Source organism: Flavobacterium bizetiae (assembly GCF_024271895.1).
Classification (GTDB): domain Bacteria; phylum Bacteroidota; class Bacteroidia; order Flavobacteriales; family Flavobacteriaceae; genus Flavobacterium; species Flavobacterium bizetiae.
The window spans coordinates 4,160,380-4,187,125 of sequence record NZ_CP091861.1; the positions used below are offsets into that span (position 1 = coordinate 4,160,380).

Sequence of the window (26,746 nt, forward strand, 5' to 3'; positions counted from 1 at the left end):
GCATTCTTATTATTTCGTTATAACTTGTATGTCTCCACCATTTTTAAACAAATCGTGAGAGATAAAATAGCCGTCGATTTTAGCACCGTTTACTTTTATGGTTTCCAGATTTCTTTTCCCATTCGGATTTTTGATGGTTACTTTTTTGCCTGCCGGTGTTGTCCATGCTACTTCTTTAAAAATAGGAACGGTTACAATATATTCAGGATCGGCAGGAGATAACGGGTAAAGTCCCAGTGCACCAAACACGTACCAGGACGACATTTCGCCCGCATCATCCATACCGGACATGGCCAGTTTTTCAGGCCCGATTCCGTACATTGTTTCTAATATTTCGTCGATTCTTTTTTGTGATTTCTCTGGTTTATTTACAAAATAATACGAAAACGGAGCTTCGTGATCCGGTTGGTTACCATGACAATATTGCCCGATAAAACCAGATATATTCCATGCGATATATTTAGGATTCCATGGTTTAGTAAAGAATTCGTCAAGCTTGGCTTCAAAAGGTTTGTCGCCTCCATAAAGTTTAACCAATCCCGGCATATCATGCGGCGCAAAGAAGGATAATTGCCATGCATTTGCTTCTCTGTACATGTATTCGTAATATGGAAACTCAGGATTAAATGGTGTCACCCATTTTCCATCTGCCAGTTTACCTCTCATAAAAGTGGTCGATTTATCAAATACATTGACGTAATTTTTAGAACGTTTTACCAAATCATTATAATGTTCTGTATCATTTAGTTCTTTGGCTAATAATGCCAATGCATGATCATCATAAGCATATTCCAGCGTTTTGGTCACGCCTGCATTTCCTTTCGTTTCTACTACAGGATTTTTGATATCCTGTTCCGGAACATACCCTTTCGCAATATATTCAGCTATATGAGGTCTTGTTCCGCCTTCTTTATAAGCGTTGTTCAGTAATAGTTCGTATGCTTTTTTAACGTCGTACTTTCTAATTCCTCTCATATAAGATCCTGCAATAAATGATGCTGCATGATCTCCGTGAAAGAATGTTGGCATAAAACCTTTAATTTCTCCTTCGTTGATCATCGAACTGATAATATCACTGGTTTCATCTGGTGAAAAAATACTTAGCAAAACCAATTTATTCCTGTAATCATCCCATAATGAAGGAAGTGTGTAATAGTGATAGTTTTCTTTTCGAACTTTTCCTGCTTCGTCTGTAAATTGTCCGTTGATGTCACTTCGCAAAGCCGGCCATAAAAACGATCTGTACAACATGCTGTAAAACATTACATTTTGTTGTTCACTTCCTCCTTTTACCTGAATTTTAGACAACATGTTTTCCCATTTTGTACTTCCTTCTTCAAAAACTTTGGTCAGGTTTTTATCGCCTACTTCGGCTTTTAAGTTTTCGATGGCATTGTCTACGCTTACAAAAGACAACGCTATTTTTACTGTTATAGGTTTTGTATCTACGTCTTTAATGTTTACTAAAGTATAACCGCCGCTTTTGGCAACATCTTTAGTATCTAACTTCTCTATCGGACTGCTTAATGTGGCATAAAAATATATTTTTTCGCCTCCGGTTCTCTGAAAACCGCTTACGGCATTTGAACCTTCTTGTTTAATCTGCCAGTCGTCTACATGATTATTGGCTTTGCCTAAATCAAAAAGTACTTTTCGGCCTTTGTTGTTTTTAAACGTGTATTCGTGTACGCCACAACGCAATGTCGAGCTTAGTTTTACCTGTACATCATAGTTTTTTAAATACACTTCGTAATAAGCCGGACTTGCTTTTTCCTGATCATGGCTAAAAGATGATTTGTACGGAAATGTTGCTCCATCCGGAACTGGTAAAAGCGGAATATGGCACAGATTCCAATGCCCTTTATTGGTATGGGTAAATCCTAAAATTTCTGTGTCTTCGTATTCGTATCCTGCACCTGATCTGTATTTTGTCATTGGGCTTAATTGCACCATTGCATTGGGTACAGATGAACCCGGAAATACTAATCCTGCCCAAACGCGCATATCTGCCGGTGGTGTGTAGCCAATTATTTTGGTATCTAATAATGGTGCGGTACCAATAAACGGATTGACCAGCGCTGTATATTTTCCTTTTGCAAGTCCTCCTCCTGGTTTCTGAGCTGTCGCATTGAAGCTAAAAATAGACATAGAAAGGGCTGCAAGAACGATATTCTTGTTGAATTTTATCATTTTATAAAAAATTAAAACTTGTTATAAATAGTTATAGTTCCAGCAATTTTGGGTGTTTTTGATAGGTATCCCACAATAATTCGCCAAATAATGTATTGGTCCAGGCAAACCATGATCTTGTGAAATTTTTAGCGTCGTCTTTATGAAAAGATTCGTGCATGAAACCGGTATCGCCATGTGATGCTTTCAGCATTTTGATACATTGTTTTATTTCGTTTTGGTCTGATGTTGTGTAGGCTCTCATCACCAAAGACATCGGCCAGATCATATCCATTCCTACGTGTGGGCCTCCAATTCCTTCGGCTACTTTTCCTTTAAAGAAAAACGGATTATCTTCTGATAACACAAATTTTCTGGTGTTTTGATACGTTGGATCATTCACATCAATAGCATCTAAATAAGGTAAACTCAGTAAACTTGGCACATTAGAATCATCCATAAGTAAATGACCTCCGAAACCATCAACTTCAAAAGCAAAAATGTTTCCGTATTTAGGGTGTTTTACAACTGCATGTTGTTTAATGGCTTGTTCTACTTCATTTCCTAAAGCGCGTAGTTCTTTTGCTGTAGCACTGTCTTTTTTAATGGTTTCTAACATTTCTGCAGCTTGTTTCATACTCGCTACAATAAAAAAGTTGGAAGGAATTAAAAAAGAAAAAACGGTTGCATCATCACTTGGTCGAAAGGCAGAACAAACTAAACCAACTGGTTTAACCGGATATCCGTAGCCTTTTAAGGGTCTTGTATCTGTAGCAAATTGCGTTGTTCTCTGAAATGTATACGGGTTTGTACCGTCTTTTTGCTGCTGATCTTTAAATACTTTTAGGGTTGCTTTAATTGCTTTTATCCAATTGTCATCAAATGGAGAAGTATCTCCTGTATTTTTCCAGTAATTGTAAGCCAGTCTTATTGGGTAGCACAACGAATCTATCTCGTATTTTCTTTCGTGAACTCCGGGTTTCATATCGGTATGATCTGTTGTCCACTCGCCTTTTTTGTTAGGATCGTTGTAAAACGCATTCGCATACGGATCTTTCAATATGTATTCTGTTTGCCTGTTGATTACTCCGGCAATCAGGTTTTTAAGTTTGGTGTCTTTTCCGGCAAAAGCCATATACGGCCATACTTGCGCAGAACTATCTCTTAGCCACATTGCATCAATATCTCCGGTAATTACGTACGTATCTGGTCTTCCGTTTTTTTGCGAATAGGTTACGGTGGTATCAAGTGTATTAGGGAAACAGTTATTGAACAACCATCCTAATTCTTTGTCTTTTACATTCTTTTGAAATTCGGTTATTGTTTTTTCTATGAAATCACTTTCAAAATTTCTTTTTCCTTTTGCAACCCTTACAATAGGGAAATCTTTTACCATTTTAGTTCCTGCAATTATTTCCATGGGATCGATAAGGGCTAAACTGCCAAATAAAGCAGCATTCTGGATAAATTTTCTTCTTTGCATTGTTGTATATTTTAATTTATAGGGAAATATCTTTTTTATTCGTTTGTTAAAGAGTACGGAGCATCTTCTTTTGCGGTTCCTCTTTTTAGATTTGGCGTGTTCGACATATCAAAATCTAATGTGGCACCTTTCATTAATTCTGAATGGCTTAACCAGTTTTTAGTATATGTTTTTCCATTCACTTTCAAATCTTTAACATATCTGTTCTGATCGTTGTTTTCGGGAGCATTGATTTCTACTTTACTTCCGTTTTCCAACTCGATTGTTACTTTTTTGAATAATGGTGCTCCTACAACATATTGATCTGAGGCCGGAGTAACCGGATAAAATCCTAAAGAAGAAAAAACATACCAGGCCGAAGTTTGTCCGTTATCTTCATCTCCGCAATAACCGTCCGGAGTTGCATGATACATTCTGTTCATGGTTTCTCTTACCCAATATTGCGCTTTCCAAGGTTCTGCGGCATAATTATACAGATAAATCATGTGCTGAATAGGCTGATTTCCGTGAGCATATTGTCCCATGTTGGCAATTTGCATTTCTCTCATTTCGTGAATCACTCCTCCTGTAAAATTGGAAGTAGCAAAAATTGGCGGTGAAGAAAAGACTTTGTCTAATTGTGAAATGAAAACCTGATTTCCTCCCATTAAATCAATTAAACCTTGTATGTCATGAAAAACAGACCATGAATAATGCCAGCTGTTTCCTTCGGTAAATCCGTTAAACCATTGAAAAGGATCAAAAGGCTCCATGAATTTTCCGTCACTGTTTTTAGGATGCATCAAATTATATTTAGGATCAAAAAGGTTTTTATAATTTAAACTTCTCTTTTTGTATAAATCAATTTCTGACTGCGGTTTGTTTAAGGCTTTCGCCAATTGGTAAATGGCAAAATCATCGTAGGCATATTCTAAAGTTCTTGCAGCGCTTTCATTTACAACATCGTGCGGCACGTAACCTAAAGTATTATATGAATCTACTCCGGCACGACCCACCGCTTTTAATGGACCTGCATTATTAGCGCCATGAATTACGGCTTTGTATAAATTTTCGATATCATACTTGTTTGCTTTTCCGCTTTTAAGGTAAGCTTCGGATACAATTGAGGCGGAATTATTCCCCACCATAATATCTCGTAATCCCGGACTTGACCATTCCGGCAACCATCCGCTTTCGTTAAATGCATTCGAAAGTCCTTCCTGCATTTGGGTATTCAGTTCTGGATACATTAAATTTAAAAATGGATATAAAGCTCTGAAAGTATCCCAGAATCCGGTGTCTACAAACATATAACCCGGCAAAACTTTTCCGTTGTACGGGCTGTAATGAACCGGTTTTTTATTTTTATCAAATTCGAAAAACTTTCTCGGGAAAAGAAGCGATCTGTACAACGAAGAATAAAAAGTTCCCGTTTGGTCTTGAGTTCCGCCTTCTACTTTAATTCGGCTTAATTCTTTGTTCCAGATTTCTTTTCCTTTTTCTTTAAGTTCATCAAAATTGTCTTTTCCTATTTCTTTCAGGTTTCTTTCTGCCTGATCATAGCTTATAAATGATGATGCTACCTGAGCATTTACTTTTTCTCCGGCTTTTGTTTTAAAACCAATTACGGCTCCGGCATGATCTGCCTGCATTTCAAGGGCATTTCCTAAAATATCTCCGTTAAAGGTAGAACGCACTTCAAAATCTTTATCGAAAATGATCACAAAATAGTTCTTGAAGTTTAAAGGAACTCCTCCGCTATTTTTAGTCGTGTACCCAATGATTTTTCTTTCTGACGGAATAATTTTCACATACGATCCTTTATCAAAAGCATCAATTACAACGTACGCTTTGTCTGTTTCAGGAAATGTAAATCGAAATCTGGCAGCTCTTTCTGTTGGCGTAATTTCGGTTGTAACGTTATGATCTGCCAAATAAACGCTGTAGTAATAAGGCGTCACAGTTTCTGCTTTATGAGAAAACCAGCTTTGTCTTTCTTCTTCCTTAAATTTTAAATCACCGGTTACGGGCATTATCGAAAACTGACCGTAATCGTTCATCCACGGCGAAGGCTGATGCGTTTGCTTGAAACCTTTAATTCTGTTTGATTTATAAGTATAAGCCCATCCATCACCCATTTTGCCCGTTTGTGGTGTCCAGAAATTCATTCCCCATGGCATTGCAATCGCGGGATACGTATTTCCGTTTGAGATTCCGTAATCAGAATCTGTACCTATTAAAGGATTTACCCAATCTACAGGAAGTTTCGATTCGCAAACTGTCGCGTTTTGTGCATTCATCGGAACAAATACAAGCAATGCGAATAAACTAAAAGCGATTTTATGTTTATTTTTTACCAAAATCTTAATTATTAATAGCGTTAATGACTTCTTTATTTATTTTACTAACCTCAGAAAAATTCATTTTATCAACCTTACGATCGTAGGTCATAAAACCGTTTACTTCGCCTTCAACATCTGTTGTCTGCGTATAAACTGCTGCAGAAAAACCTACTTTAGATAATGTTTTTAGCTGCTCTGCATACTCTTTGTATTTGGCTGTCGTTTCATCATTGTTCTTGAACTGCGTGTAACCCCAGTTTTTATCTGTTTGCCATAAATGTCCTGTAACCGGAAGACCAATTCCGCCGTATTCTCCTAAAACAGTGATTCTGCGTGCATCATACAATTTTAAATTTGGCTCAGGATAATGGTGAATGTCTAACATATCTCCTGTTTGAAAATGGTTTCCTCCACTTGACGAATTTACTAATCTGCTTGGATCATGATTCTTGGTCCATTCTGTAATTTCAACTGTTTTAAATTGTCCCCATGCTTCATTAAACGGAACCCAAACTACGATACTTGGATAAGAATACAAATGATCCATAATCTCTCTCCATTCTTTTTTGTATGTCGCTTCAGATTGTGCTGTTCTTTTTAATTCTGTACCTTCAAAATATTTATGCATTTGCCAGATTGGGCCATCATCACCATTTGGCATATCCTGCCATACCAAAAATCCCATTCTGTCGCAATGGGTATACCATCTTGCCGGTTCTACTTTTACGTGTTTACGAATCATGTTAAAACCTAATTCTTTTGTTCGTACAAGATCGTATTTTAAAGCTTCGTCTGTTGGCGCAGTATACAATCCGTCAGGCCACCATCCCTGATCCAGCGGGCCAAACTGAAAACAATCTTTGTTGTTCAGCTGGATTCTCACAATACCTTTATCGTCTCTTTTTGAAGAGATTTTACGCATTGCAAAATAGCTTTTTATTTCGTCTGTTACTTTGCCTCCGCTAATCAATTTTACTTTAATATCATATAAAAATGGTGTATCCGGCGACCATAATTTTGGATTATTCAATACAATGTCTAATGATTGCCCTGCTACGCCTTTTTCTGATGCAATTGTTTTTATACCATCAAATACGGTAATTTCTATAATATCTCCGGCAACGCTTCCTTCTACTTCCGGTACGATATTAATCGTGTTACGATCAATATCCGGAGTTGTTCTCAGGTTATTAATGTGCTTTTTGTTTACCGGCTCTAACCAAACGGTTTGCCAGATTCCTGTTACCGGTGTGTACCAGATGCTTTCAGGATTTTTTACTTGTTTTCCTCTTGGTTGTGTTCCGTCGCTCGTGGGATCCCATACTTTAACGACTAATTTTTGCGATTTTCCGTTTAGGTAAGGCGTTATATTAAAGCTAAAAGGAGTAAATCCGCCAGTATGTGTTCCTATTTTGACATTATTAATCCAAACTTCTGTTTTCCAGTCTACTGCTCCAAAATGTAATAAAATATCTTTGTTTTTCCAGTTGCTGTCGATGGTAAAATTGGTTTCGTACCATAATTCGTTTTCTGAACCTACTTTTTTCATTACGCCCGAAAGGCTTGATTCAACAGCAAAAGGAACGAGAATTTTTCCGTCGTAGCCTTTTGGCGCTGTTTGTCCTGCCGGTTGTATTGCGTAGTTCCATAAACCATTAAGGTTTTTCCACTGATCCCTTTCCATAATTGGTCGCGGATATTCCGGAAGTACATGATTTGGATCTACTTGTTCTGCCCATTTTGTTTTTATTTTATCCCCTTGTGGTTTCCATTGTGCAAAGGATACAAGGCTTGCAAAAAGAAAAAGTATAATTGTGATTTTATTCTTCATTATAATATTTTATTTTTTTGAAATTTCCGGAAAGTACTTTGATTGAATATGTATTTAAATCTTTGTTCTTTGCATGCAATTTCTGTTGAATTGATAAACATTATAAAACCTGAAGGCTGTTTATTTCCTTCAGGTATTACAAAAATTACTACTTAAACTAAACTACTTAAACTAATTAATTAATCAAAAAAGCCATCTTTATTCAGCTTGGCTGCTGCTTCTATTAACATTACTCCGCTCAATTGAGTTGTTAAATCTACTTTTCCGCCTGCTGCAGGAGCTACTTTCCAATTGTTTCCTGAAAGCATTGCGGGTCTTAAAATTCCTTTTTTATAAAATGACTGCGCATTAAATTTTAAGAATTTCGAAAAACTCTCTTTATCGGTAGAATTTATAGTTGGGTGCTCTATTAATTCTGTAAAATAACGTACCAAAATTCCTTTAAATAATCCTCCATCGCCCTGACCTTCATCTTTAAGAAGTCCTTCTGAAACTAATTTTGGATTTGTTAAAACGTTTCTTCCTGATTTTACTGCATCATCAAGATACGTTTGCTCGTTTGTGGCTTTGTACAATCTTAAACCTGCTCCTATCCATGTTCCCATATTATAGGTAAATACCCAGTCTTTGTTTGTAGTAACTGTTCCGTTTACTTCGGATATATTATCCCAAACTGCTCCTGAAACAGGATCTACCAGATTATTTTTTTGCCATGCATAAATTTTCTTCGCCCAGGCAAGATCATCAGCATCATTATCAATTTCATACAATCTCATGGCAAGAATTACTGCCGGACCGTTTGATACGGCATTTTTTTGTCTTGGTGAATCTTGTTTCCATGTAATTCCCCCGCCAAAAACATCACTCCAGCTTAGCTTTAATCTTTCCCATAAAAAATCGGCAACGTCTTTGTATTCCTGATCGTTTGTTGCTTTATAAGCGCGAAGACAAGAATTGGCCAGCCAAAGCATATCATCATTAAAAACATTATTGTAGGTATTTCCGTTTTTTACTTTAATTCCCTGAACCAATGCTTTCATTTTGGCTTTGTAATTGTCATTACCGGTTCTTAAATAACCGTCTACCAAAACATCAAGAACGTGAGCGTTTGGCCAGTAATGAAAGGTACTGTTACCAGTATTGTTCTCTACAAAAGTTCCGTTAGCTCCCAAATAATTGTTATAAGTAGAAAGCTGTAAAGAATCTGCTGTTTGTGCCCAGGTATATTTAAATTCCGGACCGGTTGTGGTATTAGGATCACGCAACGGAACAGCTTCATCATCACATGAAGTAGTCAATAACCCTAATCCTATTACGCAAAGCAACATGACACTATAACGTGTTGAAAATAATTTTTTCATAATATAATTTCATTTAATACAACGTCTCTTAAAGATCGCCTTTAAGAGACGTCAGGGTTATTTATAGAATGGTGAAACTGTGTGTGTAAGCTGGTACGCTTGCGCTAAAATTGATTACAGCGTTTACACTTTTGTTATCGACTGCGCCTGCAAATTTGAAACTATTTGCCCAAACATCGCTTGATACAGGAACCATATACCAGAACGATGCAGGAGTATTCGCGTCAGGTCTGTTATTATCTCCGTTAGTACTTCCGTACCATTCTTCGCTTGTAGTAGCGCCATTTACAACAGTAAATTTAAATTTGTAACGCTCGTCTCTACCCCATGATTCTTGTTTAAAAACAATCGTTTTATTATCTGCTTTCCAGATTCCTTTTCCTGCATAAGTATATTCGAATAAATATTGGCTAAGTGGAGGAAACCATAATTCGATTTTTTTAATTTCTGTCATCGTTGTAGAACCATCACTAAAATCTACTTTAATTTTATACACTTTAGCATCTCCTGCATAAGTTGTCGCACCGTCTTGTTTTAATTTAGCTTCGCTGATGTAGAAAACTTCAGGAGTACCATTTTTTCTTGTAATGAATTTATAGCTTCCTGCTTGTAACTTCGTATAGATTTCGAATGTTGTAGCGCCTGTTTTCTTGAAAGCCTGTGCGTCTGCCACTGTTTCTCCTGTTTCAGAACCTGCTCCTGTAATAAACAACTGATCCGGAGTTGGGAAACCGCCTGGTCTTTGTACTTCGATAATACCTGAAACACTCGATTTTTGAACATTCACTCCTTTAGAAGAATATACTGTCCATTTTAATTTTCCGATAGTTTCAGATGCAATACCTGCCAGTCCTGCAATTTTGTTCAATTCTGTAAAGGAAAGATTTAATGTTTTCTGAAATCCATTTCCGTCAGAAGGTTTTACATAAATCGGTTTAGAAAAATCTCCATCTGCGCGATCAAAAACAACATCGTATAATACTACTCCGTTATCTTCTGCTTTAGCTCCTTCCCATTCAAATACTGCCGAACTCTGTGCTCCAAGATCATAGAATTTATTATTCGCAGGAGAATAAAGGGCGTTAACAGCACTTACATTAGTATGGCTCATGGTATCGTCATTGTCACAACTTGCAACAAAAATTGCGCATACTATTAATAATAATTTTGAATATATATTTTTCATTTTATTTATTTTTAGGTTGTTAGTTAGTTTTACCAGTTTGGATTTTGAGATAAATTAGTATTAATCAAACGCTCATCTCTTGGTATTGGCCATAAATAATGTTTCTTAGGATCAAAAGTTCTTAGGTTTACTCTCAAGTAACCATTGTCTACCGATGATACACCAAATTTTGCTCCGTGTGCATAACCGTTCAAAACAATTTCGGCAGTTTTCCATCTTCTAATATCAAAGATTCTTAAACCTTCCATTGCGAATTCTGTACGACGCTCATTTCTTACTACTTCTCTAAGTCCAGTTTGCCCTAATGTATTATTAAAAGATAAAGCCGCTGTATCTGAAAAACCTGCACGGGTTCTTAATGGTTTAATGGTCTGATCCCATACTGCACTTGTCATTTGATTTAGCTCATTTTTAGCTTCAGCGTACATCAATAAAATATCTGCATAGCGAAACAACATTAGATTTAAACCTGATTGTAAAGAGGTTAAGTGTTGTGTATCATAATATTTACGAGTATAATAACCTGTAGGAGTCGATGATGATCCTTGTACAAATTCGTCTGTTGGGTTTCCTACTGATGTACCAGGTTTTATGTAAATAATATGTGAACTTCCGTCTCCTTCTTTCCAGTTGTATTTATCATAAACTACAGTATTGGTAAGTCTTGGATCTCTGTTGATATAAGGATCGTTTTCGTTATATCCTGATCCGGCTTCGTTAATTCTTTTTCCGTTAAGCATTAAATAACTGTCTACTAATTCCTGAGTTGGAGCCAAAGCATTTAATCTTGCACCTGCAGAAAGCGGAGCCATATCAAAAAACTCTCCCCACATTCTAAATTGTGGTACATATTGTAAGCTTAAAATATCTTCGCTATTGTACTCGTTTTGTTGTTGAAACAATCCTTCGTAAGACGGAAACAAACTATAGGTTCCGTAACTCATTGCAATAAATGGTTCTACTGTTTTTACAACATCATCCCATTTACCTTCATACAAAAGAACTCTTGCTTTTAGAGCTACTGCAGCTCCCATAGTGATCTTTCCTCTGTCTGCAGTGGCAAGTTGTGTGTTTTTTGGTAGTGCCGGAATAATGGCATCTAACTCACTCAGAATAAAAGCGATAACTTCTGCATGCGACGTTCTGCTTACTGTTGTTGCTTCTGTAAGAGAAGGATCTTTCGCTATTAAAGGAATATCTCCAAACCAGGTCGTTAATTGAAAATGCTGAAACGCTCTTAAAAAACGAGCTTCGGCTTTCATTCTTGCAATTACAGTGGCATCTGCATTAGGAACACGGTCTATATTTTCTAATAAAAGGTTACAGGTTTTAATACCCGCATATCTGTTGTTCCATTCGTCTTTTATTCTTCCTAAAGAAGGATCATAAATTCCGGCACCAATCGATGCAGCTCCTGCGTTATCTCCTCTTCCGTTAAAAGCATTATCAGATAAAGCTTCATTATAAAAGAAATACTGACTAGTTTGCATTTGCGAATAAGCCGTGTTCAGAAAAGTCTGGGCTTTATCTACACTTGTCCAATAATTAGAATCTGTAAATTGATTTTCAGGCGCAAGGTCCAGATCTTCACAGCTTACCAATAGTAAGAGTACCACCGGTATGAATTTTATGTGTTTAAGTATATTTTTCATTTTCATTTTTTTTAAAAGGTAATATCGATACCCATTCCATAATAAACCTGCGTTGGATAAGCTCTTCCGCTGTTAGCGCCTGAAGGTGTCATGCTATTGTTGAATTCAGAAAGTTCCGGATCAACAAATTTCACTTTAGATAGTGTAAGTAAATTTTGTCCTGAAACATAGACATGAAATTTGCTCATTCCTAATCTTTGCGCCACATCATTTGATAATGAATACCCTATTTGCACATTTTTTAACCTTGCATAAGCACCATCATACAAATACATATCAGAACCTCTTCTGAAGTTGTTTGTATTCGATTGTGTACCATTGTTTGCCAATCTCGGATATCTTGCATCCGGATTTTGAGGCGTCCAATAATCCAATTGGTGCGTGTACATTGTCATACCATAATTGTAGTGAAAAGGCTCTACAAGCTCACCTCTAATCATCATGGTTCTTTTTCCAACACCCTGAATAAAAATGCTTAAATCAAAATTTTTGTAATCTAAATTATAAGTCGCTCCGTACGTATATCTTGGAAAAGGATTTCCAAAAACAAATTTGTCATTGTCATCAATTTTACCATCTTTATTAACGTCTACATAACGGTTATCACCTGGCTGAACATTTAATCCTTCCGGAACTGCTGCGCCTTTGATTTCATCCCAGTTCTGGAAAATTCCATCTCTCTTTAAACCAACGTATGAATTGAAAGGCAATCCTTCACGAAGAATAACCTGTAACTCTTCTACCCCAGTTAATCTTTCTTTTCCTCCGTAATCCAGTACTTTGTTTTTAGAATCACCAAAATTCACCATCAAAGTATGATTTAATACTTTTCCTTTATGTCTGTAAGTCGCGCTTATTTCCCATCCTCTGTTTCCTACTTTACCAGCATTAAACATTGGTAATCCTGTACCAAAAACTCCAGGCACCTGAGGCGGTACAAGAATATCTGAGGTTACTTTATCGAAATAATCGAATGAAAATGATAAAGCTCCTTTAAAGAAATCGGTATCAATTCCGGCATTAAAAGTGGCTGCTTTTTCCCATTGAATATCAGGGTTTGCAAAATTATACCCCGTACCACTTACACCACTATTATTAAAACCATAGGCGTTTTGAAAAGTAAAATAAGTCGTTTGGTATTGATAGTTACCTACGTTTTGGTTTCCTAAAATACCATAAGAGGCTCTTAATTTGATGTTACCTACCTTATCGTTATAGTTTTCCATGAAATTTTCTTTGGTCAACGCATAACCAAGAGTTCCTGAAGGAAAGAATCCCCATCTTAATTCATCTCTAAATTTTGATGAACCGTCATATCTAAAACTAAATTCTGCAAAATATTTATCTTTAAAATCATACGAAGCACGACCAAAAAGAGAATTAAGACTATTTTTTGATGAACTTGCATTAGAGTTATAAGAGTTCTCTCCAATTACAGTTTCGCTGGTTGGCGTTCCTAAATCCGGATCTGTATATTTTTTGTAAATACCAATTCCTCTGTCAGAATGATTTTCGTTAGAAACCCCAATCAATCCGCCTACATTATGAACACCACCAAAAGTTTTAGTGTACTCTAACATAAATTGCGTATTCAGGTCAAGACTTTTTCTCGTTTCATCGTTCGTATCTCTGTCAGCACCATAAACTCCCTGAGGCGCAAATTTTACTTCTTTTACTCTGCTGTACATACTTCCGGACCATAAACGTCCTCCAAAAACACCTTTTACTTTTAAGGCATCTGTTAATTTAAATTCAGCATTCAAAGCTCCAAAAACATCATCATTATCATATTTTCTAAAACCTCCCTGCTCTAAAATTCCCAATGAATTAAATTGCTGTAAAACATCATTCGTCAGGTAATTACCATCCTTATCTTTTTGAGTATAATATAACGGAACCCTGAAAGCATCTACCATTAAGGTACCTGTGCTTGATGAGTGATCTGTAATTTTTTGTTTTGAATAGGCTAATGTCGACGTTAACTTAAATTTGCCATATTCGTTCGTAAGGTTTATTCTAAAGTTGTAACGCTCCATTCCTTTTTTAGGCCCAACGAATGTACTTTCCTGATCCAGATATCCTAATGATACTAAATAAGTGGAGTTTTGACTTCCGCCCGAAAAAGATAAATTTTGATTTAACTGAAGCGCCGGTTTTACAATTTCTTCTGCAAACCATTCTGTATCGCCATTTGCTTTTAGCTCAGCAATTTTAGCTGCCGAAAATACTGCTGTTGATTCACCTGAATTAAATGCAGCTTCATTTCTTAGCATTGCATTTTCGTAACCGTGTACTGGCTTGGTAAAATATTTAGGATTATTAAATCCTGTAAGACTACTGTACTGAATCGACATTGGTTTCTCTTTACTACCTTTTCTGGTCGTAATAAGAACCACACCATTACTGGCTCTCGATCCGTAGATTGCAGCACTACCGGCATCCTTTAATACCGATACACTTTCTATATCAGCAGGATTCAAAGCATTTATATCTCCTCCTACTATACCGTCTATAACTATCAGCGGGCTATTATTTCCTAATGTACTAATCCCACGAATGTTTAGGTTTAAGCCTGCACCTGGCTCAGAGTTAGTTTGCTGAATAGTTAAACTTGGCGCTTTACCTTGTAGGGCAAGCGTTGCGTTTACGTTAGGTCTGTCCTTAAAGGCATCATTATTAACCTGATCGATGGCACCTACAACTTTTCTTTTCTTTTGTGTACCATAACCTACTACAACTACTTCATCTAATGCTGAGACATCTAAGTCCATTACTACATTAATAACGCTTCTGTTGTTCACCTTTAATTCTATCGGTTTGTAACCAATCATTGTAAAGCGCAAAGAACCCGTTCCGTTTTTTAATGTTATCGAGTAATGCCCGTCAAAATCAGCATTTACTGCATTTCTGGGATCACTTACATCAATAACCGAAGCTCCCGGAAGAGAAAGTTTGTCTGAAAGAGAAGTGATGACCCCAGTAACCTGAGTTTTTTGATTCTGGGCTGTAACATGGTTATACCCGCCACAAATGAGAATAATTGTGAGAAAAAAATGCATGTACAGCATCTTTTTCTTTCTGCAATTTGATTGTTTCATCATGAAAAATTTTGGTTAGTTAGTTTTTATTGAATTAATTCTGAAGTTTTAAGGATTGCGTTTTTTTGAAATTTTAAAATCACTTCAACTATTTAAAAATTAGCTTGTCTGTGTTTTGGATTGACTAAAATGTTCCGGAAATTTTAATCGGTAAAAAACCAAACGAACTACAATAAGTATTAATTCATAGCAAACATACTAAAACGTTTTAGTAAAAAAAAACTTTTTTTGCTAAATATAATTTTAATGTTAATTTTATAAGATATGCGCTTATTTGAGGTGTATTATTAAATATTACGCAATTAAAATCAACGAAAACGTTATAATAACTGTTAAAATTATTGATCTTAAAAATCGCTATAAATCAATTTTTACGGTCTACAGACCCCTTTTTTTAGTAAAAGGGATAAAAAAAATCTGAGAATCAATAATTGCTTATTGACACTCAGATTTTCTTAAAAATTAAATAGTATTCTACTGTAAATTAGCGTAGTAAATGCCTTACTTCACGAGTGAAGACTCGCGTACTATCAGCTCTGTTTTTAGTACGATTTTATGACTAGTTTCGCTCACATCTTTTTTCTTTAAAAGAGGCAGCATCAGCTCCATCAATTTAGTACTTATTTCTATCAAAGGCTGTGCAACAGATGTAATCGAAGGATCGTAAATTTTGAACATATCATTATCATCAAATGCAATGATCCCTAAATCTTTTATTAATTTCGGATTGTTTTCTTTCAAAACCTCCAAACCGCTTTGTGCAAGATAGTTAGTAGCATAAAATACAGCATCTAAATCGGTATGTTTATCAAAGAAATCCTTAACATACTCCTTCCCTCTTCCCTTTATAATTTCGTTAAACGGAATTTGAAGTGTATGCGGTTTCAATCCATGTTCTTCAACCGCTTTTTCATATCCTGACAAACGCCCCATCATCTGACTCTGATCTGAAGCGGTGGTAATAAAACCAATATTTTTAAACTTATTTTTGATCAAATGTTCCGTCGCATCAAAAGCCGCCTGAACATTATCAATAACAACACTATTACAATCTAATCCTTCAAAAAACCTGTCTAATAAAACCACAGGAATATTATCTTTTATCAAACTTTCAATAGTATCTTTTATCCCCGGAGACGGTACAATAATAAACCCGTCTACCTGACGAAAATTAAATAAATTGATTAATTCATTCGATTTTTCATCATCATTTTCGTTGCTGCAAAAAATAACTTTATATCCTTTTTCGTATGCAATATCTTCAAAAATTCGGGCCAGTTTCGAAAAGAAGTTATTCGAAATATCTTCGACCATAAAAACCAGGATTTTAGATTTTCCGGTTCTAAGGCTTTGTGCAATTTGGTTGGGTCTGTAATTAATTAATTTTGCATAATCTAAAACCTTTTTTGTAAGTTCTTTAGAAATGTGTTTTTCTTTTGCCTTACCATTTAACACAAAAGATACCGTAGTTACAGATATCTTCAATTCATCGGCAATATTTCTAATAGAAACAGGTTTTTTCTTCATTTTAAAATCATTTTTAATTTAAAACCACAATTTTTTGCTCAAATATAGTAAAGTTATTATTGTGGTATTAAATTAGTACTATTTTACTTAAATAAAAATATTAGATCTTATTTCAATTGCAAATCATAAAACCGAATCTTTTTCTTAGGAGCTAATCCCGCTATCCGTTCTAATCTTTTTATTTTTTAAAGGAAAAAATAAAAAGGATTTCCACTTCTATCGGGGCTAGGACAATCATTTTCATAATAATGTTTTCGTCTAGTTTGTCATCCTGAGGAACGAAGGATCACACATATAGCTCGACAAAGATTGGCGACATTCTATATAAGAATTTCTTGTGTGATTTCTCCTTCGTCGAAATGACAATATTGAGTTTAAACTTTTGCAAAATTACTTTTTATTAACGCCCAAAATCATCCTGAAGTCGGACAATATCATCTTCATCCGAAGGATTGTCCTGATCTGTATGTTGCCAGATTTCGGCAATTACGCCCCACGAATCCAAACCTATCAAACGGTGACGTTCTCCTTTATCCATCTGAATAAAATCACCATTTTGCAATGTTTTTAATTCACCTTCTTCATCTGTATCACTAATTTTAACTCCAACCGGACCTTCTACTACTTTCCAGATTTCAGCTCTTCTAAAATGGTATTGCCACGAAAGTCTTTTCTCCGGAGCTACCACCAAAATTTTAGGGCTCAACTTGTTTGTTATTTGTACTTCGTCAAGTTTTAAATGCGGAAAAAACTTAGCAATAAAAGCACTTGCCTGACTTTCTTCAATTACAAAAAAACCACCCCAGGGTCTCGTCTGATCTTCGTTGATGATGCTAAAATTGTGTTGCTCGATTTCGGTTCTAATTTTATCAAACACAATTGCTTTGCTGTCTGTATCTTCTATTTTAATATTCATGATCTTCTTTTTTATTATTTTATTACTTAAAAGTACGGTAATTCTGCTTTAATGCGTTCCCAAAAAACTTCATTAAACAAATAACTTGATCCCAAAATACTTGTTTGCTCCGTATTTTCGACAATAGAAATTGCTATGTCTATATTTTTACTTTTTAAGTTTTCCTGAAATTTAGCTAAAAACAATCGATTCGATTTGGCAATATTTCCGCCAAGAATCAAAAGATCAGCTTGGAAATCAATAATAAAAGGTGCTAAAAATTCGCTTAAATTATTAGCAAAATCATCAAATATTTTTGCTGTCGAGTAATCTTCAATACCGGCAATTTCCTTTACTCCATCCGTTAATTTATTTCCTGTAATACTTTCGTACTGACTCAAAAACCATCTTGTCGAAAAGTAATTATCTGCAATACTATCCTCAAAAGGTTTGTCCCACAAACAACCATTATGCGGCACATTACTTCCCTGAGTAATAGGTAATTTATTGTCTAAAAAAGCAGCTCCAAAACCGGTTCCCAGAGTTATCGCGATTACTTTACTATTCAACTCAGATTCCTGTTTAAGCGATCCTCCTACTCCAAAACAGCTGGCATCATTAAGAAACCTGAAACTCACATTTTGGGTGCTTAAATATTTTAAAAGTTCTTCTGAAACCGAAACATTATATAAAGATTCATACTTATCATTTCCTTCAAACATCGCTATTCCGGTTTCGTACTGAAACGGACCAGGCATAGAAAAAGCGATCCCGATAGTATCACTCAGAGAATAGTCGTATGTTTCCTGAATGATCTGAATGGTTTGATTAATGATATCTGCCCATTTTTTTATAATCACTTCTTTAGAAGCTTTGCTATCTACAGCTCCGCTAAAATATGTTCCCGGAATTATCACAAAATCATTACCATTTACAGCAGCACTGCTTATGTGGCTTCCTCCAATATCTACACCTATTGTTATTGACATTTCTTACTCATTTTAATTATTTTTTTACTCATAATCAATTCAATTAATTATCTCTATTTTTTCTCTATTTTGTTGTGGATAAGTCACTTTATAGCTTTTTAAAATAATATTCAAACCTAAAAAGAAAGACTTTTAACATCCGATACTATATTGTCAAAAAACAATACTATTCTCCTGAATTACTTTTCCTGAATTATAAATTCAGAAAATTTGTAATTTACTTTTTGAGTGCTTTAGAAATCGCTTTTTCTAAAATAGGTTCCATAATAGCATATCCCGCTTCGTTAGGATGCACGCCATCTGTACCCAATTCTTTTTTCAAACCCATTTGTTCGTTTACCATTGCAGAAAAATAATCTACGTAAAGAAGTTTATGTTGTTCTGCGTATGCTTTGAGCACGTTATTGAGCTGTATCACTTTTTGGGCGGGTTCTAAACCAGGTTTCCACGGAAAATCAAATGCAGGAAGTACCGAGCAAATAATTGCTTTTATTCCGTTTTGCTTTGCCAGTTCGCACATCGAAAAGATATTTCCGGATGTTGCTTCTATAGTATAAGGTCCGGTATTTTGAGCGATATCATTTATTCCGGCCAAAATAACTACTACAGACGGTTTTAAGGCAATAACATCTTGTCGAAAACGCAATAACATTTGTGGCGTAGTCTGACCGCTTATTCCTCTATTAATATATTTTTTTGCATTGAAAAATTCAGGTCGTTTATTGATCCATCCTTCTGTAATAGAATTTCCCATAAAAACTACCCGACTATGATCTTTAGCACTCAGGACAGGAACTTTTGCATTTTCGTCTTTATAACGATTTAAGTTCGGCCAATCCTGAGCATTAGAATAATTTACCGAAAAAAGAAGTACGATGAAGTAACAAAAAAATAAGGGTGTTTTCATTTAATTCGCAATGTGTATTCGATTATAAATTAGATTAGATAATTTCTTTTAAATCTGAAGATTAACGAACAATGAATAGTATGATTAAAATTTTAACACTCTGCGTTACAATTAAAAAATTATACACTACAAACATTCATTAATACGCAAAAAAGCGATATCATGTTGGCAAATATACTAAAACGTTTTAGTATAAAAAATATTTTTAAAAAAATTTTATTCGAACGATTGATTCTTTGTTTTATGGAGTAATAAATTAGGCTAACTCAATAGTTTTAAAGTGGTTTGGATTTGAGGTCACAAAGAAAAATAATGTCCTAATTGTACATTCTTTATTGGCTTTTGTTGCAACTAAAACTTAAATAACACAAAAAAGCAAGGTCTAAAACTACGTGTAATTTTAGACCTTGCTCCTTTCCCGAAATGTATTTTTTCTTATTCTAATAATAGATATTCAAAAGTATTTTTGATTTTGAAGCATCAATGATTTTTTCTATTTTTTTGAAGAAGTCTTCGCTTATCATCGGACAGCCCTGACTATTTGAAATATAGTAATCCTGCTCTTCTGAAGGTACTGCAGAATAAGAATGCAAAACGATGGCTCTCTTTTCGGCATTACTATTGGTTGCGTCTAAACCGGCTAATTTATAGGCTTTACCAAACATTCCTTTATATGATCTTCCAACAGTATACCGCCCTAAAGAAGTTGAGCGGGAATTAACTTCGTTACTAAATTTTAAATCTCCTTTAATCTTGGTTTCAGATCCTGATCCGTGGGCGACTAATCCCTGATCTATAATGGTGTTTTTAATTAAATCGTATACAAAAAACCGATACTTCCCAGACTTTATTTGCATATCAACAAAAAAAGCAATTTTAGAATTATAACCTGCATTCTTTTTTAATGCCTCTTTAACTTCTGCCAATTGACTATCAAATCTATCTATTTTTATAGTAGCGGGTATGGTGTCATTTTTATATTCTTTTGCATTCACAAAAAAACTAATACATAAAAATGCTATTACATTTAATACTTTCATAAAAATTTATTTTGCCGTTAAAATAAATGCGACTCACAACGAGAATTCACAGTATTGTAAACTATAATTTACAGTTACAAAAATACTGCGGGCAAATATTTTAAGGGGACCAAATAAATCAAAAAAATAACAAATTAAGACATTATAACTAACTAAAAATCAACCGACAAACTGTTTTAAATTAAATCTTCATCTTTTAGAAAGCAACTAAATATTACAACAATTTCCTCCTGATTTTACTTAAAAATTCATGCGAGATACCTAAATAAGCCGCAATTTGATGTTGAGGAATTCTTTGCTCGAGCGTTGGGTATTTGCTTTTAAACTCCAAATAACGTTTGTCTGCGGTTTTATTGAGCATACTAATCATCCGCAACTGAATTGATTCTAATGCTTTTTGATTCATCAAACGAAAAAGTCTTTCGGTTTGAGGCATTGCCTTATAGAGTTTCTCCTTTTGCTCTTTGTTGATCATGATTACTTTGCAATCTTCGAGAGCTTGAATATTGAGTTTTGAAGGCGTTCCCGAAACGAAACTTCCAATATCCAAAACCCACCAATCTTCTACTGCAAAGTATAAGATATGCTCTTTGATATTGTCTTCGTTATAAAAAATTTTAAAACAACCTTCTAATATGTATCCTTCAAAATCACAAACTTCTCCCTCAGAAAGTAGCATCTGATTTTTTTGAATTTCTTCGATATGATAAAACGAACTCAGTTTTGCAAACTCAGTTTCAGAAAGATCTATATACTTTTTTATGTTTTCGTAAAATAGGTTTTGTTCTGTCATTTGTTTTATAAGATGAGTTTGTTGTGGTTCTCTAATTTAAAAAAAATATTGATTTCCTGAACCAACATGATACTTTATGTGCTGATTTATTCCCTTTTAAGTATTTGGTGAACTAGTTCAACGAATCTATTTTTTGTATCGCTATACCTTTGACAAAAATATTTAAGACATGAAAAAATTAACTTCACTATTGCTCATAATCGCTACTACAATAGCGTGCAATAAAAAAAATGATTCAACAATTCAAAACACAAAAGAAATGGAAAGTTCAAAAAAAGAAAAAACAGCATTAATTATTATTGATATTCAAAATGATTATTTCCCAGGCGGAACTATGGAACTAGTTGAACCTGAAAAAGCGGCACTAAAAGCAAAAGAAGTTTTATCTTATTTTAGAGAAAACAAAATGCCCGTAATACATGTTCAACATATTGCATTGCAAGATGGTGCTACATTTTTTCTGCCCAATACAAAAGGTGCCGAAATTAATTCAATTGTGGCTCCGCTTGCTAACGAAAAGATAATTACAAAAAACTATCCTAACAGTTTTAGAGATACCAAATTATTAGAATATCTGCACGAAAATAATATAACCAATCTGGTTTTCGCCGGTATGATGACTGATGTTTGTATCGATGCAACCGTAAGAGCTTCTATGGACAACGGTTTTACTAATACCTTGATTAGCGATGCTGTTGCGACAAGAGATCGTGAACTAAACGGAAAAGTAGTTCCGGCAAGCCAAATTAATACTGCTTTTCTAGCCGGATTAAATGCTCTTGGCGGTTTATACGCGACAGTACTATCAAGCGATGAATTTCTGGCAAAAAATAAATAATTCAAGGTTATTTAATATAAAACATTGGCAAACCAATTCGGGTTTACCAATGTTTTTTAATTTATAATAAATGCTATTCAGATACCGCACTATTTTTTGGTGGGAAAAAGAACTGCAAAGGTTTACTTCTAAAATATCTAAAGATCGCTCTTGCTACTTGTCTTAATTCTGAAAGCGGAATGTTTCTTGAACGAAATGCCAGCCCAAGCGACAAACTAAAACTCACCATAAAATTCACCAAACCAATAAGCCCAATGCCTAAAACCGACCAGAAAAACATCCATTCGTCTACATAAAAATTAGCGCCATATAAACCCATTGCAAAGTTTCCGCTGGCAAAAGTAATATGTCTGATGTCGATATTTAACCCAAAGAAAATCCCGATGAAAACAGTGCTTCCCATGAAAACACCAAACCAAAAATTGGAAATAATTCCCGCCCATTTTTTTTCGTATAATGAAGCCAATTTCTTCGTCCATTTTTTTCCTAAACTCATTTTAAGTAATGGATGTTCCTGAATACGGTAATAAATATGGTTGTGTTTATCACGATTGGCAATACTACCTGCAATAATCCCGGATAAAAACAGAAAAACCCCAGCTATGGCAGCATGAAGAATTGCCGGAGAATAAATTGGGTTTAAATCATTGAGTAAAACAGGCCATTTTTGCTCTGCAATATTATAATGAAAGATTTGATCGATAGCCCAAATTCCAAATAATGAAACCGGAAAAGCAATCATTACGTTCCCTACAAAAGCAATAAACTGCGAGCGAAATACTCGGGCAAAAAATATGGCAAACTCTTTATACTTGTACTCTTTTTTATCCTGTGCTTTTTGTTTGAAACCTTCCTGTAAAGCTCTTACTAATGCAGAGGCTGTCATTGCGGGTTGTTTGGTAGCCAAAGTAAACCCAAGTATGTAAATGATGATGAATCCTATAGAATAGTTCATGCTGTACAAGAACATATGACTAAAACCACTGGCATGTATTTTACCTAATAAGAGTTTGATGATACACAATATCCCTACAATAAAACCACCACCAGCTGCTGAATAAAGCATTTTAAAATACTCTTTACGGCTGTTGGTAATATAATGTTCACCAGTATTGGCGGTATGTTGCGTTATTTCATACGATAAAAGTTGCGTGCTCTCGTTGACTAATTTCTGAATATTGTTTTTGTTACAATTGTACTTAATCAGTTTATACGAAAGGTAAATCGTGTTTCTGTTCGCGTCTTCTTCGGTGCCTTGTATTAAAAGTGGTAATAAAGATCTTAAGCGATCAAGTTGCTGGCGAATCCGCAATAAGCTTTGATTTACGTGCAACGAAATACCAAATTTATTACTGTTTTTAAACGCCGTTTCGATATAATCCGTGCATTGTTTGTGCAGGATAATCAGTTGTTTGTAATCGAGATCGTCTGCTTTTATTACATTTTCAGGAGATTGAAGCAGTTTTTCATTCATTGTCAATAATTCGCGCTGGAAGGCAATAAACGGACTTTCGAGATTTTCATATTCCGGTACCATCCTGATTACATCAGTTTCCATCGCCGATCCGCAAATGCGGTATGTAATAACTTCCATGGCAAAAACCAATTCGTTAAACGATGAATTCTCTTCGCGTACTCCGTAAATAGATCGAAACTTTAAAAGGGAAAACAATTGCAGAATTTGTTCCTGCGGTATTTTACTAATCCAAAGTAAATCTGTATTCACAAAAAATACCTGATTCAGGATAAATTGTAAAGTGTCTTTTTCGGGCTGCTCGGGAATTAGTTTGGCGAAAATTCTCTTGCGAACTTCAAAAAAGAAATTGGCATCCTGAAGAATCCCTGCATCCGAAAGAATTTTATTGAACTTTTTATTTTCTAAATTAGTACTGATGCAATCCATCAGTCCGTCACGATAATTTTGGTTTTCCTGAAGCAGATAAATGAGTTGAGACAAATCGACTTCGGTTATTTTTTTGGGCTTTTTAGGACGAATTAAATTAACCAATTCTACCAGCAGCTCTATATTTTCTATTTTAGATTTCCATAACTGGTCATTATTAAAGTTTTTTTCGAAAAAATATTTTAATGTCATTTTAGGTTTTCTCCTCAATTTCATTCTATCAAGTTTAATTATTGCTGTTTTTACAAATAAACGCATTCTTTTTATTTAAAATGGTCAAATAAGTATTGAATTAAGGCATTTATATCTATTATATTTAACGAAAGAGTTTTTGAAAGATGAATTAAAACGTTACATTATGAAGAAAAAACTTTAGTTCTGATCGCATTTCCGACTTTACTTTAGATAGATCCAGTAAGAAAAGATCGTCTATCATTTCGAGTTTTGATTTTATTTCTTTACTAAAGGTACAAACAATTAAAGGAGTTCCTCTTTGATAAATTCGCAGGAGATCATATAATTCTTTGTCTGAGTGAATGACAAACAACATAATGGCGTAATGCTCGATTATATTGTCAAATTTTTTGAAGTTTTTATAAACCTCAAATGCAAAATCTTTTTTAAACTCGTACTTCAAAAACCTCGAAAAACAATGCTGACTATCATATACCAATACTTTTTTCTTCTTCATTCTTTACTTTAATTTGTATGTTATTAAACGAAGTATGCTCATTCTTTTTTACAGGTAAAAAAAAAGAATGAGCGCTATTTATTTTGCAATAAAATGACTTCTAATTAATTTGTTTCCAGGTCTACATTGCTGTAATGATAAACTGGCTTCTTCTGTTTTGTTGGTGTTCTTCTTCAGAACATGCTACGCCATCGGCACATTTATTTACTAATTGGCTTTCTCCGTATCCTTTGGCTATTAATCTGCTTTTATCGATTCCTGATTTTATCATAAAATCCATAGTAGATTGTGCTCTTTTTTGTGATAACGCAAGATTATAAGCTTTAGAAGCGCGGCTATCAGTATGCGAAGCTACCTCAACTTTCATCGTAGGATATTGTTTCATAACCTCAACAACTTTACTAATATCTAAAGCAGCATCGGGACGAATATTGAATTTATCCAAATCGAAATAAATCATTTCAATGGCAAATACTTTCGCTAAATCTGTTCCGGTGGTAATTTTTTCGATGTTCTTTTCTAAACCAATATTAAGGTCTGTTTTTCCTTTTTCGGTTGGTATTGTCACCTTTTCTTCGGTGGTTAAGTAATCTTCTTTACTAACTCTTACGTAATATACTTTTCCGCATTCGGCCTTTTCATAACTAAAACTTCCTTTGTCATCAGTAGAAAGTTCTTTTATCACATTCATTTGCTCATCAAGCAAGAGTGCTTTGGCTCCAGCCAAAAAAGAATTCGTTTTTTTGTCTGTAACTTTTCCTGCCAGTACTTGCTCGCACGACAGTTTTCTGGTTTCGATAAATTGGTAGATATCATCGTATCCTTTTCCTCCTTCTCGATTAGACGAAAAATATCCTTTACTGGTATTCGTATCAATTATAAAGGCAAAATCATCCATTGAGCCGTTTATTGGAGTTCCTACATTAGAAACATTCCCAAAACTTCCGTTTGAATTTATTTTGGCTACAAAAACATCCAAACCACCCAATCCCGGATGTCCGTTGGAAGAAAAATAAAGTTCATTTTCTGCTGATACAAACGGAAAAGTTTCTTTGCCTTCAGTATTAATCGTGTTTCCTAAATTTTCAGGTATTCCAAAAAGATCATTATCATAAATTGCTACTTTATAAATATCAGATTCTCCCAAAGTTCCGGGTCTGTTTGAAGCAAAATATAATGTTTTTTCGTCAGGGCTAAGAGCAGGATGCGCTGTACTGAAATCATCGCTATTAAAAGGAAGTTCTTTTACATTCGACCATTTTCCGTTTTCAAGCGTGGCTTTATATAGTTTTAATAAAGTAGTTCCTTGTGTATCTTTTCCTTTTTTACCTTCATTGTAATTGTTACGGGTAAAATACATCGTTTTGCCATCTTTAGTAAAAACCGGAGTAGCTTCGTTAAATTTAGAATCTACAATATTCGAAAAAGGTTGTGCTTTTTCTAATGTACCATTTGCGTTTACTTTGGCAGTATATAAAGTCGAAAATGCCTGATTGGTCCATTTTTGTGTTCGTTTAGCAATTCCTCTTTGTTCGCGCGTACTTGCAAATACAATTTTATCCCCTAAAAATGAAGTCCCGTAATCTGACAAATCAGAATTGATGTCTAAAGTTTCGATAACATAACGTCCGGAATTTTCTTTGATTACCGCATAGTAATCTTTGTTGGCTTCATACAATTTCGCTCTTGAATCGTTACTGTTTATTTTATTAAAGGCATTTAGCATTTTATCTGCGCCATCATAATCTCCAACTGATTTAAGCGTTTGAGAATAGCGGAAATAATATTCCGGATCAACAGTTTGATTGAGCGCAAAAAGTGCTGCATACCACTTATTGGCCTGCGGTAATTGGGCATTAAAATAATACGAGTTTCCTAGTTTTTGAAACAAATCGACTGACTTGTATCCTTTTTCGGCTACGTTTTCGTAAATTTTTATCGCATCGATATAAGCGAGTTGATCATACTCTTTTTCTGCTTTTTTAATTTTATTATTTTGGGCATAACTTTCTAATCCTAAGACTACAATCAGGATGCTGACTACTATTTTTAATTTCATAAT

Annotated in this window: 18 protein-coding genes; 1 reads left to right on the plus strand and 17 read right to left on the minus strand. The window is 34.8% G+C overall.

The annotated features are described in order from the left end of the window. Nucleotides 1-9: 9 nt before the first annotated feature. The 14 genes from L0669_RS17700 to L0669_RS17765 all read right to left on the minus strand — a co-directional run bounded on the left by L0669_RS17700 (nucleotide 10) and on the right by L0669_RS17765 (nucleotide 21,252). The gene (locus tag L0669_RS17700) at nucleotides 10-2,190 is read right to left on the minus strand and encodes a GH92 family glycosyl hydrolase (protein WP_263759111.1); all 2,181 of its coding nucleotides are present in this window, start codon (nucleotides 2,188-2,190) and stop codon (nucleotides 10-12) included. A gap of 31 nt (nucleotides 2,191-2,221) precedes the next feature. Beyond that, on the minus strand, nucleotides 2,222-3,652 hold the full coding sequence (locus tag L0669_RS17705; RefSeq protein ID WP_263759112.1) for a glycoside hydrolase family 125 protein: 1,431 nt from the start codon (nucleotides 3,650-3,652) through the stop codon (nucleotides 2,222-2,224). A gap of 35 nt (nucleotides 3,653-3,687) precedes the next feature. Next, entirely contained in the window at nucleotides 3,688-6,000 is a 2,313-nt protein-coding gene (locus L0669_RS17710) for a GH92 family glycosyl hydrolase (protein ID WP_425250482.1), read from the minus strand. Then, entirely contained in the window at nucleotides 5,996-7,804 is a 1,809-nt protein-coding gene (locus L0669_RS17715) for a glycoside hydrolase family 2 protein (RefSeq protein WP_263759113.1), read from the minus strand. Before L0669_RS17715 ends, L0669_RS17710 begins: the two co-directional genes overlap by 5 nt. Nucleotides 7,805-7,983: 179 nt before the next feature. Then, nucleotides 7,984-9,165 carry a glycoside hydrolase family 76 protein gene (locus tag L0669_RS17720; RefSeq protein WP_263759115.1) on the minus strand — a complete coding sequence of 394 codons (1,182 nt, stop codon included), beginning with the start codon at nucleotides 9,163-9,165 and terminating at the stop codon, nucleotides 7,984-7,986. Between the two features lie 61 nt (nucleotides 9,166-9,226). Beyond that, nucleotides 9,227-10,351 carry a SusE domain-containing protein gene (locus tag L0669_RS17725; protein WP_263759117.1) on the minus strand — a complete coding sequence of 375 codons (1,125 nt, stop codon included), beginning with the start codon at nucleotides 10,349-10,351 and terminating at the stop codon, nucleotides 9,227-9,229. Nucleotides 10,352-10,380: 29 nt separating this feature from the next. Continuing rightward, on the minus strand, nucleotides 10,381-12,003 hold the full coding sequence (locus L0669_RS17730) for a RagB/SusD family nutrient uptake outer membrane protein (protein WP_263759118.1): 1,623 nt from the start codon (nucleotides 12,001-12,003) through the stop codon (nucleotides 10,381-10,383). An 11-nt stretch (nucleotides 12,004-12,014) separates the two neighbouring features. Continuing rightward, nucleotides 12,015-15,062, minus strand: coding sequence for a SusC/RagA family TonB-linked outer membrane protein (locus L0669_RS17735; protein WP_263759120.1), 3,048 nt, complete (start codon nucleotides 15,060-15,062; stop codon nucleotides 12,015-12,017). Nucleotides 15,063-15,602: 540 nt separating this feature from the next. After that, nucleotides 15,603-16,628, minus strand: coding sequence for a LacI family DNA-binding transcriptional regulator (locus L0669_RS17740; protein ID WP_263759122.1), 1,026 nt, complete (start codon nucleotides 16,626-16,628; stop codon nucleotides 15,603-15,605). A gap of 400 nt (nucleotides 16,629-17,028) precedes the next feature. Then, nucleotides 17,029-17,544 (minus strand): cupin domain-containing protein, encoded by a 516-nt coding sequence (locus tag L0669_RS17745; protein WP_263759124.1) that lies wholly within the window; start codon nucleotides 17,542-17,544, stop codon nucleotides 17,029-17,031. A gap of 26 nt (nucleotides 17,545-17,570) precedes the next feature. Next, nucleotides 17,571-18,512, minus strand: coding sequence for an ROK family protein (locus tag L0669_RS17750; protein WP_263759126.1), 942 nt, complete (start codon nucleotides 18,510-18,512; stop codon nucleotides 17,571-17,573). Nucleotides 18,513-18,729: 217 nt separating this feature from the next. After that, nucleotides 18,730-19,419 (minus strand): SGNH/GDSL hydrolase family protein, encoded by a 690-nt coding sequence (locus tag L0669_RS17755; RefSeq protein ID WP_263759127.1) that lies wholly within the window; start codon nucleotides 19,417-19,419, stop codon nucleotides 18,730-18,732. Between the two features lie 440 nt (nucleotides 19,420-19,859). Further along, nucleotides 19,860-20,459: a murein L,D-transpeptidase catalytic domain-containing protein gene (locus L0669_RS17760; protein ID WP_263759128.1), complete on the minus strand. Its 600-nt coding sequence runs from the start codon at nucleotides 20,457-20,459 to the stop codon at nucleotides 19,860-19,862. 214 nt (nucleotides 20,460-20,673) lie between these two features. Continuing rightward, the gene (locus L0669_RS17765) at nucleotides 20,674-21,252 is read right to left on the minus strand and encodes a Crp/Fnr family transcriptional regulator (protein ID WP_263759129.1); all 579 of its coding nucleotides are present in this window, start codon (nucleotides 21,250-21,252) and stop codon (nucleotides 20,674-20,676) included. A 259-nt stretch (nucleotides 21,253-21,511) separates the two neighbouring features. Here L0669_RS17765 and L0669_RS17770 point away from each other — a divergent pair, with 259 nt between their 5' ends. Then, nucleotides 21,512-22,090 (plus strand): cysteine hydrolase family protein, encoded by a 579-nt coding sequence (locus L0669_RS17770; protein WP_263759130.1) that lies wholly within the window; start codon nucleotides 21,512-21,514, stop codon nucleotides 22,088-22,090. A gap of 73 nt (nucleotides 22,091-22,163) precedes the next feature. On the opposite strand, the gene L0669_RS17775 is transcribed toward L0669_RS17770, so the two are convergent. From L0669_RS17775 to L0669_RS17785, 3 genes are all read right to left on the minus strand, one after another. Continuing rightward, nucleotides 22,164-24,185, minus strand: coding sequence for a site-specific recombinase (locus tag L0669_RS17775; RefSeq protein ID WP_263759131.1), 2,022 nt, complete (start codon nucleotides 24,183-24,185; stop codon nucleotides 22,164-22,166). Nucleotides 24,186-24,336: 151 nt separating this feature from the next. Next, on the minus strand, nucleotides 24,337-24,684 hold the full coding sequence (locus tag L0669_RS17780; RefSeq protein WP_263759132.1) for a hypothetical protein: 348 nt from the start codon (nucleotides 24,682-24,684) through the stop codon (nucleotides 24,337-24,339). A gap of 121 nt (nucleotides 24,685-24,805) precedes the next feature. After that, the gene (locus L0669_RS17785; protein WP_263759133.1) at nucleotides 24,806-26,743 is read right to left on the minus strand and encodes an OmpA family protein; all 1,938 of its coding nucleotides are present in this window, start codon (nucleotides 26,741-26,743) and stop codon (nucleotides 24,806-24,808) included. Between the last annotated feature and the right edge of the window lie 3 nt (nucleotides 26,744-26,746).